At 73.0% G+C, this 13,481-nt stretch carries 11 protein-coding genes; 5 read left to right on the top strand and 6 right to left on the bottom strand.

Features of this window, described 5'->3' with window-relative positions:
* Positions 1 to 73: 73 nt before the first annotated feature.
* Both ACQPW6_RS00965 and ACQPW6_RS00960 read right to left on the bottom strand, forming a co-directional pair.
* Positions 74 to 661, bottom strand: a complete 588-nt coding sequence (locus ACQPW6_RS00965; RefSeq protein ID WP_433894382.1) for a class F sortase — start codon at positions 659 to 661, stop codon at positions 74 to 76.
* Between the two features lie 126 nt (positions 662 to 787).
* Positions 788 to 1,528, bottom strand: a complete 741-nt coding sequence (locus ACQPW6_RS00960; RefSeq protein WP_433887562.1) for a DUF4232 domain-containing protein — start codon at positions 1,526 to 1,528, stop codon at positions 788 to 790.
* Between the two features lie 290 nt (positions 1,529 to 1,818).
* Between ACQPW6_RS00960 and ACQPW6_RS00955 the strand changes: the two genes are divergently transcribed.
* From ACQPW6_RS00955 to ACQPW6_RS00935, 5 genes are all read left to right on the top strand, one after another.
* Positions 1,819 to 4,254, top strand: coding sequence for a ricin-type beta-trefoil lectin domain protein (locus ACQPW6_RS00955; RefSeq protein ID WP_433887561.1), 2,436 nt, complete (start codon positions 1,819 to 1,821; stop codon positions 4,252 to 4,254).
* A 173-nt stretch (positions 4,255 to 4,427) separates the two neighbouring features.
* Positions 4,428 to 5,723, top strand: a complete 1,296-nt coding sequence (locus ACQPW6_RS00950; protein WP_433887560.1) for an enolase C-terminal domain-like protein — start codon at positions 4,428 to 4,430, stop codon at positions 5,721 to 5,723.
* 109 nt (positions 5,724 to 5,832) lie between these two features.
* Entirely contained in the window at positions 5,833 to 7,518 is a 1,686-nt protein-coding gene (locus ACQPW6_RS00945) for an FAD-dependent oxidoreductase (RefSeq protein WP_433887559.1), read from the top strand.
* The gene (locus ACQPW6_RS00940; protein ID WP_433887558.1) at positions 7,515 to 8,945 is read left to right on the top strand and encodes an ATP-binding protein; all 1,431 of its coding nucleotides are present in this window, start codon (positions 7,515 to 7,517) and stop codon (positions 8,943 to 8,945) included. The genes ACQPW6_RS00945 and ACQPW6_RS00940 overlap by 4 nt, the downstream gene beginning before the upstream one ends.
* Positions 8,942 to 9,292, top strand: a complete 351-nt coding sequence (locus tag ACQPW6_RS00935) for a UBP-type zinc finger domain-containing protein (protein WP_433887557.1) — start codon at positions 8,942 to 8,944, stop codon at positions 9,290 to 9,292. The genes ACQPW6_RS00940 and ACQPW6_RS00935 overlap by 4 nt, the downstream gene beginning before the upstream one ends.
* 42 nt (positions 9,293 to 9,334) lie before the next feature.
* Here the strand turns inward: ACQPW6_RS00935 and ACQPW6_RS00930 are convergent, their stop codons facing one another.
* From ACQPW6_RS00930 to ACQPW6_RS00915, 4 genes are all read right to left on the bottom strand, one after another.
* Entirely contained in the window at positions 9,335 to 10,771 is a 1,437-nt protein-coding gene (locus tag ACQPW6_RS00930; RefSeq protein ID WP_433887556.1) for an MFS transporter, read from the bottom strand.
* A gap of 113 nt (positions 10,772 to 10,884) precedes the next feature.
* Entirely contained in the window at positions 10,885 to 11,592 is a 708-nt protein-coding gene (locus tag ACQPW6_RS00925; protein ID WP_433887555.1) for a ThuA domain-containing protein, read from the bottom strand.
* Positions 11,589 to 12,581 carry an aldo/keto reductase gene (locus tag ACQPW6_RS00920; RefSeq protein WP_433887554.1) on the bottom strand — a complete coding sequence of 331 codons (993 nt, stop codon included), beginning with the start codon at positions 12,579 to 12,581 and terminating at the stop codon, positions 11,589 to 11,591. Before ACQPW6_RS00920 ends, ACQPW6_RS00925 begins: the two co-directional genes overlap by 4 nt.
* A gap of 11 nt (positions 12,582 to 12,592) precedes the next feature.
* Positions 12,593 to 13,480, bottom strand: a complete 888-nt coding sequence (locus tag ACQPW6_RS00915; protein WP_433887553.1) for a carbohydrate ABC transporter permease — start codon at positions 13,478 to 13,480, stop codon at positions 12,593 to 12,595.
* Position 13,481 lies beyond the last annotated feature (1 nt).

Below are 13,481 nucleotides of genomic sequence, written 5' to 3'. Positions count from 1 at the left end.
GTCCTCGACGTGACTGGTCTGCTGCCCGGTTTCGGGCGCGACAGCCGCCGAGGCGCCCGGCCGGTGTACGGGATCAGGACGCCGGCGAGGCGTAGACGACCACGTTGTCCTGGTACCCGCCCGCCTCGGCCCGCGCGCCGCCGCATGTGATGAGACGCAGCGCGGGGTGGTCGACGTTCCCGTAGACGGCGTCGGTCGGGAACTGCGTCTTGGCCACGGTCTGCACCCGGTCCACCGCGAAGGCGGCCGATTCGCCGTCCTTGAGGCCGACCACGATCCGGTCGCCGCTCCTGAGCCGCGACAGGTGCAGGAAGACGCCGTCGCCGTACTGCCCGACGGTGACATGGCCGAGGATCACCGAGGGGCCGGTCTGCCCCGGCGTCGGTGAGCCGTCGTACCAGCCGGCCGGCGAGTGCGCCGCGATCGGCGGCACCTTCACGCTGCCGTCGGCGGCCAGACCCAGCGGGATCACCGCGGTGTCCACCCCGATCGCCGGAATCCGCAGCCGCACCGGGACCGACCGCGCCACCGGATGCGACGAGGACGGCGCCGGGCCCGTCGTGCCGGTCGGCCCGGGCGTCGCCGTGCCGGCCGCCGCCGGCGGGCCGCCGGACGAGCCGGGATCCGCCGACGCGGAGTCCTTGGCCTGGCAGCCGGTCAGCGCTACGAGGGCCGCCGCCGCGAGAGCGGCGACGGCGGCCGGAGCCCGCCGGCCCCCCGCCCGGCCCGCCGGGGAGAGCGGGCCGGGACGGGAGCCGGGCGCGGTGGTCGTAGGCGAGGGCAACGGTCAGCCCCGAGCCTGCGAGCGCGACCTGCGGCGCAGCGCGCCCGCGCCGATCCCGCCGAGCAGCAGCGCGCCCCCGGCGGCGCCGGCCGCGATGGCCGCGCCATGGCTGTCGGAGCTGTGCGCGGCCGGTTCGAGGCCGGTGTCGGGGGCGCCGCTCGGCACCACCGGGACCTGCGCGCCGCTGCTCTGGGTGGGCGACGGGGTCGCCGACGGCGCGGTCGTCGGGGTCTGCCCCGATCCGGGCGGGTTGCCGCCGCTGCCCGCGGCCAGCGGGGTGATGTCGAAGTCGTGGCAGACGGTGATCTTGGCCGGTATCACCAGCGAGTCCCGGTTGCCGGGCGGGTACACCCGCATCTGCGCCGAGGTGGGCTGGCAGCTGCCGAGGTGGTTGGCGGTGTGGACGAAGTCGCTCGCGGAGCCCCCGGAGCGCAGCACCACCTGCGTGTAGGTCTGCGCGGTCCGGTCGGCGGGGGAGCCGATCTGCTTGCCGCCGCTGTCGAGCACGGAGACCCCGGGATATCCGGTGAGGTGGCAGGTCGTGCTGCTGTGGTTGGTGATCACCAGCGTGTAGTACAGGTTGCCCGCGGCCGCGTCGCTCGCGGCCAGCGAGGCGCCGAGCTGCGAGGTGGCGCACATCGGCGTGCTCGACGCGCGGTCAGGTGTGGCTGCTGTCGCGGGAACCGCTCCGAGTGCGGCCACGGCGACGGCCGCGGCACCGACGGCGAGTGAACTTGCGCGCATTGCTGCCTCTCTTCCTTCCCCCGGCCGCCGGGCTCCCGAGCGAGCGTCACCGGCTGTGCGTCACGAGGAATCAGGAGCAGAGACGACGCGCCCTCCGACCGGGTTGTAAAGAGCGGGCAAAGCCCGGTCCGGCCGCCCGGGGCAACCCGCGGAAGTCTTCGGCTCCGGCTTGCGCGGTGTCTTGACGGGCCGCCGACAGCGCGGTCTCATGAGCCGTTGCGATCGAATTTGTTCGCTTCTGATCTTTCCTGATGAGCCGCCGCCCCCACCGCGCCATGGAAGGAACCCCCATGACGACCGCCGTGACCTCCCCGACTCCCTTACTGCGCAGACCACTTCGCCGTCCGGCGGTCTTCGTCCTGGTGGCGCTGCTGGTGTCGCTCAGCCTGTCGCTGGGCGTCGGGACCTCCCGGGCCGGCGCCGCCGGCCCGACCACCATCGCGGTCGACGGGACGAGCGCGGGACGCACCTTCGACGGCATCGGGGCGATCAGCGGAGGCGGCGGCAACACCCGGCTGCTCACCGACTACCCCGCCGCCCAGCAGTCGCAGATCCTGGACTACCTCTTCAAGCCCGGCTACGGCGCCGACCTGCAGATCCTGAAGGTGGAGATCGGCGGCGACACCAACTCCACCGACGGCTCCGAGTCCAGCCACATGCACACCGCGTCCGCCGTGGACTGCACCACCGGCTACGAGTGGTGGCTGATGCAGAAGGCCAAGGCGCTCAACCCCGGCATCAAGCTCTACGGCCTGGCCTGGGGCGCCCCCGGCTGGATCGGCGGCGGCAACTTCTGGTCCACCGACACCGTCAACTACCTGGTGAACTGGCTCGGCTGCGCCAAGTCGCACGGCCTGAGCATCGACTACCTCGGCGGCTGGAACGAGCGCGGCTACAACGTCGCCTGGTACGAGCAACTGCGCTCGACGCTGGACGCCGACGGCTACGGCGCGGTGAAGATCGTCGGCGCCGACAGCGACTGGTCCGTCGCGGGTGACGTCGCCGCCAACCCGACGTTCGCCGACGCGGTGTCGGTCATCGGGGTGCACTACCCCTGCGCCGGAGGCGACGGCGGCAACGCCGACACCTGCCCGGGCAACGCGACCGCCACCGGCACCGGCAAACCGCTGTGGGCGAGCGAGAACGGCTCCCAGGACCTCAACTCCGGCGCCCCCGCGCTGATCAGGTCCTTCACCCGCGGCTACCTCGACGCGCACTTCACCGCGTACATCAACTGGCCGGTGGTCGCGGCCGTCTACCCCAACCTGCCCTACGCCACCGACGGGCTGGTCCTCGCCAACCAGCCGTCCTCCGGCGCCTACGGGGTCGGCCGGAGCCTGTGGGCCACCGCGCAGATCACCCAGTTCACCTCGCCCGGCTGGAAGTTCGTCGACACCGGCTCCGGATACCTCGGCGGCGCGGAGTCCAATGGCAGCTACGTCACCCTGAAGTCCACGAACAACTCCGACTACTCCACGATCATCGAGACCACCACCGCCACCGCCCCGCAGACCGTCAACGTGAAGGTGTCCGGCGGCCTGTCGGCCGGCGCCGTCCACGTCTGGGCGACCGACGTCGACTCCGGCAGCACCGCGAACCAGTTCGTCCAGCAGCCGTCCATCAGCCCGTCCGGCGGCTCCTACTCGCTGACCGTGCAGCCCGGCTACGTCTACACGCTCACCACGACCGGCGGCCAGGGCAAGGGCACGGCGACCAGCCCGGCGCAGAGCACCCTGCCGCTGCCCTACAGCGACACCTTCGACAGCGGCACCCCCGGCCAGCAGCCCCGCTACCTCTCACAGCAGCAGGGCGCGTTCGAGGTCGGCCCCTGCGCCGGCGGCCGGTCCGGCCGCTGCGTCGGCCAGCAGTCCGCGGTCAAGCCGATCGAGTGGGACGGCGACTCCACCCCCTACACCATCGGCGGCAGCCTGAACTGGACCAACTACACGGTCGCCGCCGACGCCCTGCTGCAGAAGCCGGGCTCGGTGCAGCTGATGGCCCGGGTCGGCACGCAGCACGCCTTCGGCCCGGCCGGCATCAACGCCTACTACCTCCAGGTCTCCGACACCGGCGGCTGGTCGATCGTCCGCAACAACACCGGCCACACCCTGACCACCCTGGCCGGCGGCAGCACCACCGCGCTCGGCACCGGCAGCTGGCACCATCTGGCGCTGACCGCCGACGGCCACACCCTCACCGCGGCCGTCGACGGCCGCACGGTGGGCAGCGCCACCGACTCCACGTACAGCACCGGCATGGTCGGGCTCGGCACCGCCGGCTACCAGACCGACCAGTTCGACAACCTCAGCGTCACCCCGGTCGGCTCCGGCGGCTCCACCACCGGCCCGATCGTCGCCACCGCCGACACCGCCAAGTGCGTGGACGACGACACGGGGTCGGCCGCCAACGGCACCAAAGTGCAGATGTGGGACTGCAACGGCACCGGCGCGCAGAACTGGACCGTCCAGTCCGACAAGACGATCCGGCTGAACGGCAAGTGCATGGACATCACCGGCGCCGGCAGCACCGACGGCACCCTGGTCGAGCTGTGGGACTGCAACGGCGGCGGCAACCAGCAGTGGCAGCCCACCCTGGGCGCGCTGATCAACCCGGCCACCGGCAAGTGCCTCGACGACCCCGCCTCCAACACCGCCAACGGCACCCAACTGGAGATCTGGACCTGCAACGGCGGCGCCAACCAGCAGTGGATCGCCAACCTGCCCTGAGCCCCTGAGCCCCTGAGCCTCTGAGCCCCTGACCTCCTGACACCCTGCTGCCTTCGGGCACACGGCGGGACGGCGTCCGGTGGGACCGGCGCCGTCCCGCCGCCGGGCGCTGTGCTTGACTGGCCGGACCGCCGCCCGCCGCAGCGATGCGCGCCATGACCAGGGGAGTTCTCATGACCGGATCCGGCCCCGACCGCCTGCTCGACGACTCCGGAGCGCTGCCGCAGGCCGCCCCGCCGTGGCCGGCCAGGGACGGCCTGCGGGTCACCGGCGTGCGGGCGATCGTGACGGCCCCGGAGGGCATGCCGCTGGTGGTGGTGAAGGTGGACACCTCGGAACCCGGCCTGTACGGGCTGGGCTGCGCCACCTTCACCCAGCGCTACACCGCCGTGGCCGCCGCCGTGGACGAGCACGTCGGGCCGCTGGTGGTCGGACGGCATCCGGCCGACATCGAGGACATCACCCGGCTGGTGCACTACTCCTCGTACTGGCGCGGCGGACCGGTGCTGAACAACGCCCTGTCCGGGGTGGACCAGGCACTGTGGGACATCGCGGGCAAGCGGGCCGGGATGCCGGTCTACGAGCTGCTCGGCGGCCGCAGCCGCGCCGCGGTCGAGGTCTACTCGCACGCGGCCGGCGGCACCGTCGCGGAGACCCTGGACCGCGCTGAGGAGCTGCTCGAAGCCGGCTACCGGCACGTCCGCCTCCAGGTCGGCGGACCGGGCCTGGGCACGTACGGCGCTCCCGGCACCCGCGGCGGCTACCCGCGCTCGCCGCACCCCGACGGCTGGGACGTGGCCCAGTACCTGCGGGCCACCCCGCAGCTGTTCGAGGCGGCCAGGCAGCGGCTCGGCGAGGAGGTCAGCCTGATGCACGACGTGCACAGCAGGCTCACCCCCAAGCAGGCCGTCGTGCTGGCCCGCTCCCTGGAGCCCTACCGGCTGTCCTTCCTGGAGGACGTCATCGCGCCCGAGCACTACGACCGGCTGCCCGAGGTGCGGTCCGCCTCGCCGGTGCCGATCGCGGTGGGGGAGCAGACCGGCTCGGTGACCGACGCGGTACGGCTGATCCGGGACGGCGGCGTCGACCTGCTGCGGCTGCACACCTCCGCCGTCGGCGGCCTCACCCCGACCCGCAAGCTGGTCGCGCTCGCCGAACTGCTCGGCGTGCGCACCGCGTTCCACTCGCCCGGCGACATCTCCCCGGTCGGCGTCGCGGCCAACCTCGCCGTGGACGTCTCCACCCCCGCCTTCGGCTACCAGGAGTCACACACCTACAACGAGGCCACCCACGAGGTCTTCCCCGGCACCCCGGTGGTGCGCGAAGGCCACCTGGCACCGTCGGACGCCCCCGGCTGGGGCGTGGACCTGGACGAGGCGCAGGCCGCGAAGCACCCGCCGGTGAAGTTCCTGCACGAGCGCTGGTCGGCCGGTGTCCGGCACCCCGACGGCGGCCTGAACGCCCCCTGAGCACCACGGGTGCCGGACCGCTGATCATTGAAGCTGCGGCGAGTGCACCGGTTACCTAGGATGGAACACCCGTGGAGACACGACGGGATTTGCCATGAAGGGGGCCGGGATGACGACGGGGACAGAGCCCGGCGGCGCGACACGAACAGTGATCGTGACCGTTGACGACGATCCCGCGGTCTCGCGTGCGGTGGCACGCGACCTGCGGCGGCGCTACGGCGGTACCCACCGGATCGTGCGGGCCGAGTCGGGGCAGTCGGCCCTGGAGGCACTGCGCGAGATGCGGCTGCGGGGGGATCGGGTGGCGGTGATCCTGGCCGACTACCGGATGCCCGCGATGAACGGCATCGAGTTCCTCGAGAAGGCGATGGACATCTACCCCGGCGCCCGCCGGGTGCTGCTGACCGCCTACGCGGACACCGGCGCGGCCATCGACGCGATCAACGTGGTGGACCTGGACCACTACCTGCTCAAGCCCTGGGACCCGCCGGAGGAGAAGCTCTACCCGGTGGTGGACGAGCTGCTCGACGCCTGGCTCGCCTCCGACTACCGGCCGGTGGCCGAGACAAAGGTGGTCGGGCACCGCTGGTCGGCCCGCTCGTCGGGCGTGCGGGAGTTCCTGGCCCGCAACCAGGTGCCCTACCGCTGGTACACCCACGACGAGCCCGAGGGCGTGGGGCTGCTCGCCGCCGCCGAGCAGGACGGCGTCAGGCTGCCGGTGGTGATCACCCCCGAGGGCGCGGTGCTGGTCGAGCCGACGGACCTGGACCTCGCCGACAGCGTCGGCCTGGCCACCGCGCCGTCCGAGCGGTTCTACGACCTGGTGGTGATCGGCGGCGGCCCGGCCGGCCTCGGCGCGGCGGTCTACGGCGCCTCCGAGGGCCTGCGCACCGTGCTGGTGGAGCGGCTGGCGACCGGCGGCCAGGCCGGGCAGAGCTCCCGGATCGAGAACTACCTCGGCTTCCCCGACGGGGTCTCCGGCGGCCAGCTGACCGGCCGGGCCCGCCGCCAGGCCACCCGGTTCGGCGCCGAGATCCTCACCGCCTGCGAGGTGGTGGAGCTGGAGGTGCACGGCTCGGCCCGCAAGGTCAGGTTCGCCGACGGGTCCGCGGTGGCCGCGCACACCGTCATCCTGGCCACCGGCGTGTCCTACCGGCAGCTCGACGTGCCCGGCGTGTCGGAGTTCACCGGCCGCGGGGTCTTCTACGGCTCCGCGCTCACCGAGGCGGCCGGCTGCCAGGGCCAGGACATCTACATCGTGGGCGGCGCGAACTCCGCCGGCCAGGCCGCGGTCTACCTGGCCAGGGGCGCCAAGTCGGTGACCATCCTGGTCCGCGGCGACTCGCTGACCTCCTCGATGTCGCACTACCTCATCGAGCAGATCGCCGCACTGCCCTCGGTGAACGTACGCACCAACACCGAGGTCGCCGCAGCGCACGGCAGCGACCACCTGGAGCAGCTGACCCTGCACGACCGCGCGACCGGCCACAGCGAACTGGTCGACGCGCAGTGGCTGTTCGTGTTCATCGGCGCCGCGCCGCTCACCGACTGGCTGGACGGGGCGGTGGTACGCGACGAGAAGGGCTTCGTACCGGCCGGCCCCGACCTCGCGCCACCGGGCGAGCGGCCGGCCGGCTGGCCGCTGGAGCGGGCCCCTTACCACCTGGAGACGAGCGTGCCGGGAGTGTTCGTGGCAGGAGACGCGCGGGCGGAGTCCGCGAAACGGGTGGCCTCCGCGGTGGGCGAGGGCGCGATGGCCGTCATGCTGGTGCACCGCTACCTGGAGCGGCTGTGAACGCGCCGCGGCCGTGCAGCGTGGACGAGCTGCGGACGCTCTTCCTGTTCGAGAAGCTGACCGAGGACCAGCTGGCCTGGCTGTGCGAGAAGGGCCGGGTGGAGAACTTCGACGTCGGCCAGGTCTACGACGAGGGCGAGCCCGCCACCTGCTTCTACGTCCTGCTCGAAGGCTCCGTGGTGCTCTCCCGGCGGGTCGGGGCCGACGACGTCGAGGTCAGCCGGACCTCCGACCGCGGGGTCTACGCCGGCGCCTTCCAGTCCTACCTGGGCGACCGGGTCCCGCAGAACTACAACGGCTCGCTGCGGGTCACCGAGCCGTCCCGGTTCTACGTCCTGTCCGCGGACAACTTCGCGTCCATGATGCGCGACTGGTTCCCGATGGCCGTGCACATGCTGGAGGGGCTGTTCTTCGGCAACCAGTCCACCAAGCAGGCCGTCGGGCAGCGCGAACGGCTGCTCGCGCTCGGCCAGCTGTCCGCGGGACTGACGCACGAGCTGAACAACCCGGCCGCCGCGGCGCTGCGGGCCACCGCCACGCTGCGCGAGCGGGTGGCCGGGATGCGGCACAAGCTCGCCATGATCGCGTCGGGATCGCTGCACGCGCAGACGCTCCCGGTGCTGGTCGGCCTCCAGGAGGAGGCGGTGGAGCAGGCGGCCAAGGCGCCGGACCTGACCCCGCTGGAGACCTCCGACCGGGAGGACGAGGTCGCGGACTGGCTCGACGACCACGGCCTGGAGGGCGGCTGGGACATCGCGCCGGTGTTCGTCCAGGCCGGGCTCGACGTCGACTGGCTCGAACGGGTCGCCGAGGTGGTGGACGAGTCCACCCTTGAAGGCGCGGTGCGGTGGCTGAACTACACCGTGGAGACCGAGCTGCTGATGAACGAGATCCAGGACTCCGTCGCCCGGGTCTCCACCCTCGTCGGCGCCGCCAAGCAGTACTCGCAGCTCGACCGGGCCCCGTTCCAGGTGGTCGACGTGCACGAGCTGCTGATCAGCACCCTGCAGATGCTCGGGGCCAAGATCGGACCCGAGGTGAAGGTGGTCAAGGAGTTCGACCGCTCGCTGCCGCGGATCCCCGCCTACCCGGGCGAGCTCAACCAGGTGTGGACCAACCTCATCGACAACGCGGTCTCCGCCATGGGCGGCAAGGGCACGCTGACGATCCGCACCGCCCGCGACCACGACCAGCTGCTGGTCGAGTTCCGCGATACCGGCCCGGGCATGACCCCCGAGGTCAGGGAGCGGATCTTCGAGCCGTTCTTCACCACCAAGCCGGTGGGCGAGGGCACCGGACTCGGCCTGGACATCTCCTGGCGGATCGTGGTCAACAAGCACCACGGCGACCTCCAGGCGGTCTCCGTCCCCGGTGACACCCGCTTCCTGGTCCGCCTGCCGCTCGAACTACCCAAGGAGCAGTCATGACGACGACCCCTGGTATCGACCCGTCCGCCGCCCCGTCGGGCACCGGCTGCGCCGAGTGCGACGCGGCCGGCGGCTGGTGGGTGCACCTGCGCCGGTGCGCCGAGTGCGGCCACATCGGCTGCTGCGACAGCTCGCCCGCCCAGCACGCCACCGCCCACTTCAAGGCCACCGGGCACCCGGTGATCCGCAGCTTCGAGCCGGGCGAGGAGTGGTTCTGGAACTACCACACGCAGGAGATGACGGAGACCGGCCCGGCGCTCGCCCCGCCGGCCTCCCACCCGGCCGACCAGCCGGCCCCTGGCCCGGCCGGCCGCGTCCCGGACGACTGGCGCGCCCACGTGAACTGACCGCGGCCACCTGAAGCCACCCGGGTACGGGCCCGCCGCCGGTCAGTTCCCGGCCCGCGCGGCGGGTCCCGGCGCGGGCTCGTGCTCCCGGTACCGCTCGGCGCTGCGGGTGGCGGTGCGGCGCGCCCAACGGCCGGTGGTGACCAGGCCGATCAGCAGGACGGCGGCCCCGCAGCCCGCGGTGGTCCACCAGGCGGAGCCCGTCCCCGATCCGCCGCCCGCGCTCCCGGCCAGCGCGCCGGCCACCGCCACGCCCAGGCAGGAACCCACATGCCGGCTGGTGGAGGCTACCGCGGCGGCGACCCCGGCCTGTGCCCTCGGCATCCCGGCCACGGCCGTGTCGCTGATCGGGGTGTTGACGAAGCCGACCCCGGCCCCGAAGGCGCCGTAACCGGCCAGCAGCAGCGGCAGCGGTGTCGTCCGGCCCGCCACCAGGGCCAGCAGCACTCCACCCGCCATGAACGAGAGCCCGGCGGCCACCAGCGGCAGCCTCGCGCCCCGGTTGCCGGTCAGCCGGCCGGACAGCGGCGCGGTCAGCAGCGTCATCGCGGCCAGCGGCAGCGTGGCGAGGCCGGCGGCCAGCGGGCTGAAGCCCCTGGTCTCCTGCAGATAGAGCGAGTTGAGGAACAGGAAGCCGTTCAGCGCCGCGAAGGCCGCCACCGCGATCACCGTGGCACCCGAGAACGCGGCACTGCGGAAGAAGCGCAGATCGATCAGCGGCTCCACCCGCCGCGGCTCGTAGCAGAGCAGCCCGGCGAGCGCGCCGGCGCTCAGCGCGAGACTGCCCGCGATCAGCGGATCCGACCAGCCGAGGTCGGGGCTCTCGATGATGCCGAAGGTCAGCGCCGCGAGCAGCAGCATCACCAGCGCCTGCCCGACCGGGTCCACCCGGCGCGGACGCGGGGCGCGCGACTCGGGCACGAACAGCGCGGTCAGCGTCAGCGCGGCCAGGCCCACCGGCACGTTGATCCAGAAGATCGCCCGCCAGCCGGCCACCTCCACCGCGAGACCGCCGATGACCGGCCCGGCACACATGCTGACGCCCAGCACGGCGCTCCACACCCCCAGCGCCCTGGCCCGGCCCCGCGGATCGGTGAAGGTACCGGTGATGATCGACATCGCCACCGGGTTGAGCATCGCCCCGCCGACGGCCTGGAGCGTCCGCGCCGCGATCAGCCAGTCCAGGGTCGGCGCCAGGCTGCACAGCAGCGAGGCGGCGACGAAGACCGCGAGTCCGGTCCTGAACACCCGGCGGCGGCCGATCCGGTCCGCGAGCGAGCCGAAGAACATCAGGAAGGTGGCGAGCACCAGCGTGTAGGCGTCCACCGTCCACTGCAGGCCGCTGACCCCGGTGCGGAAGTCGGACCGCAGGGCCGGCAGGGCCACGTTGAGCGCGGTGTTGTCGAGGCTGACGATGAGGACGGACAGGCAGCAGGTGGCCAGGATCAGCCGGCGGCGGTGCGGGGTGTGCGGGGGCATGCGGCGGGCGCTCCAAGGGTGGCCGCCGGCGCCGCGGGCCGGGCCGACCGCAGGGGGTGGCACGGACCCGCGGCACCGGATCGAGGGGATCGGCGCGGCGGTGGGCTCGCGGGTCAGCCGCGCGGATCGCGGCCCAGCGCCCACTGGGCCGCCGCGCGCAGCAGCCGGACCCGGGCGGGCGAGTCGTAGGAGCGGGTGTCGTGGCCGAGCGCGTCGTAGACCGTGCGCCGCCCCTCGACTTCGTGGACCAGCAGCAGCGGGTGCCGGACACCCTCGTGGACGTGGTGGGTGAGCTCCTGGGCGCGGTCGGACAGCACCAGGTGCGCGTAGCGCTCGTCCTGCACGGTGAAGTCCGCGAGACCGGCGGTGACCGGGTGCCCGGTGTCGTCGACGGCCACCTCGGCGAGGCCGAACGGCGGGTGCATGGACCGGCCGGACACCCAGCGCACGCCGAGCCGGCGATGCCAGGCGGGCACGTCGTTGAAGGAGTTGGCGGCGATGTGCAGGGCCAGCAACGGCCGCTGGGAGTCGGCGTACGCGGCCAGCGCGGCACGGGCCCGCGCCCACAGCTCCGCCTCGTCCTCCGGCCCGTTCGCGCCGCCCGGAACCGCCCCGGTCTCGTCGGCGCCTGCCGTGCCGCTGTTGACCACCAGCAGGTCGGCCTCGCCGAGCCGCAGCAGCGACGCGGGCTCGGTGGGCAGCACGGCCACGGTCGCGCCCAGCGGTTCGAGCGCGGTCGCCACGCACCGCGAGGTGGCCGCGAAGTCGTGCCAGCGGTCGGCGTACCGGCCGGCGCCCGACAGCACCACGATCCGGGTCATCGGCCCGCCCCCGGTACGTCCGCGGCGGGTACCGGCGCGTCGGCGCGCAGCAGCCCGGCCGCCTTGAGGTCCGACCACAGGCCGTCCGGGATCGGCCATGCCGCCCACTCCACGTTCTGCCGCAGCTGCGCGGCCGTCTCAGGGCCGGTCAGTACGGTGCTCACCGCGGGGTGCCCGAGCGGGAAGCGTAGCGCCGCCGCGGCCGTCGGCACGCCGTGCGAGGCGCAGACCGCGGCTATCGCCGCGGCTCTTGCGGCGGTGGCAGCGTCGACCGGCCGGTAGTGGAAGGTGGTCGGCGGCACCCCGTCGATCAGCCCGCCGTGCAGCGCCTGGGCGACCACCACCGCGACACCGCGCTCCCGGCACGCCGGCAGCAGCGCGTCGAGCGCCGCGCTGTCGAGCAGGCTGTACTGACCCGCCATCAGCACCAGGTCGGGGGAGGCGTGCGTGACGAATTCGGTGAGCATCGCGGCCTGGTTCATGCCCACGCCGACGGCCCGCACCACGCCCTGGTCGCGCAGATCGGCCAGCGCGGGCCACGCCTCCTCGATCGCCTGCCGCCAGTGGTCGTCCGGATCGTGCAGATAGAGCAGGTCCACATGGTCGGTGCCGAGCCGCCGCAGGCTCTCCTCGACCGACCGCCTGACCGCGTCGGCGCTGAAGTCGAAGACCCACTCCCGTTCGCCAGCACCGGACTCCGCCGGCCGCACCAGCCGCCCGACCTTGCTGGACAGCACGTACTCGCCGCGCGGCAGCCCGGCCAGGAAGCGCCCGAGCCGCAGCTCGGCCTCGCCCGCGCCGTACATCGGCGCGGTGTCGAAGTAGCGCAGCCCGCACTCCAACGCCTGCCGCAGCGTGTCGCCGGCCGCCCCCGGCGCGACGGACGGCCGGGCGATGCCCGCGGTGCCGAAGCCGAGCGCTGGCAGTCGGGGCGGGTCGACGGCCCGGCTGCGTCCGTCCGCGGCAGGGGAGATGGGAGCAGAGGTCATGGTGGGGGTACTCATCCTTTCAGGCCGCCGCTGATCAGGTCCATCCGCCAGAAGCGCTGGAGGAAGAGGATCATCGCGATCAGCGGGATCACCGACATCGCCGCTCCGACCAGCAGCGCGGTGTAGAGGGTCGGTTCGCCGCTGCCCTGGCTGATCATGGTGAACAGGCCGAGGGTCAGCGGGAACTTCTTGGAGTCGGAGAGCATCAGGTACGGCAGCAGGAAGTTGTTCCAGATGCCGATGAACTGGAGCAGGAAGACCGTGACGAGGCCCGGCAGCATCACCGGCACCACGATCGAGCGGAAGGTGCGGGTCTGGCCGGCCCCGTCCACCCGGGCCGCCTCCAGCAGCTCCTTGGAGACCGACGCCGAGGCGTAGACCTTGCACAGGTAGATGCCGAACGGGCTGATGATGCTGGGCAGCAGCACCGCCCAGTAGGTGTTGGCGAAACCGGCCTTGGCGACCAGGAAGTACTGCGGGACCGCGAGGGACACGCCGGGTACCAGCACTCCGGCGAGCAGCACCCGGAAGGCGGTCTCCCGGCCGCGGAAGTCGAACCTGGCCAGCGCGTAGCCGGCCATGCAGGACACGGCGGTGGAGAGCGCGGCGCCGCCGAACGCGTAGAGCAGGGTGTTGACCACCCATCTGCCGTACGCGCCGCCGTCGTAGGCGAACAGGTTGTGCAGGTTCTCCGACAGGCCGCTGCCCGGCCTCAGGGTGGAGGTGCTGAACAGCTGGCTCTGCGACTTGGTGGCGGCGATGACCAGCCAGGCGACCGGCAGCAGGCAGTAGCAGGCGCCGATCACCATGATCGCGGTGGCGGCGGCCCGCCCGGGGTGGAAGCGGGCCGGGGACGTGCGGGAAGGCGCAGCGGTGGTGTGCAGCGGGATGGTGGTCATG

This window comes from Streptomyces sp. CA-111067, from assembly GCF_050956065.1.
Classification (GTDB): Bacteria; Actinomycetota; Actinomycetes; order Streptomycetales; family Streptomycetaceae; genus Actinacidiphila.
The sequence above is the reverse complement of the archived record's forward strand: the minus strand, read 5'-3'. Positions and strand labels throughout refer to the sequence as shown.

What these genes read in the sequence shown, in the direction of transcription:
- ACQPW6_RS00925 (WP_433887555.1), bottom strand. Translation starts at nt 11,592, where the DNA reads ATGACCCGGATCGTGGTGCTGTCGGGCGCCGGCCGGTACGCCGACCGC.
- ACQPW6_RS00930 (WP_433887556.1), bottom strand. Translation starts at nt 10,771, where the DNA reads ATGCCCCCGCACACCCCGCACCGCCGCCGGCTGATCCTGGCCACCTGC.
- ACQPW6_RS00915 (WP_433887553.1), bottom strand. Translation starts at nt 13,480, where the DNA reads ATGACCACCATCCCGCTGCACACCACCGCTGCGCCTTCCCGCACGTCC.
- ACQPW6_RS00935 (WP_433887557.1), top strand. Translation starts at nt 8,942, where the DNA reads ATGACGACGACCCCTGGTATCGACCCGTCCGCCGCCCCGTCGGGCACC.
- ACQPW6_RS00950 (WP_433887560.1), top strand. Translation starts at nt 4,428, where the DNA reads ATGACCGGATCCGGCCCCGACCGCCTGCTCGACGACTCCGGAGCGCTG.
- ACQPW6_RS00955 (WP_433887561.1), top strand. Translation starts at nt 1,819, where the DNA reads ATGACGACCGCCGTGACCTCCCCGACTCCCTTACTGCGCAGACCACTT.
- ACQPW6_RS00960 (WP_433887562.1), bottom strand. Translation starts at nt 1,528, where the DNA reads ATGCGCGCAAGTTCACTCGCCGTCGGTGCCGCGGCCGTCGCCGTGGCC.
- ACQPW6_RS00945 (WP_433887559.1), top strand. Translation starts at nt 5,833, where the DNA reads ATGACGACGGGGACAGAGCCCGGCGGCGCGACACGAACAGTGATCGTG.
- ACQPW6_RS00920 (WP_433887554.1), bottom strand. Translation starts at nt 12,581, where the DNA reads ATGACCTCTGCTCCCATCTCCCCTGCCGCGGACGGACGCAGCCGGGCC.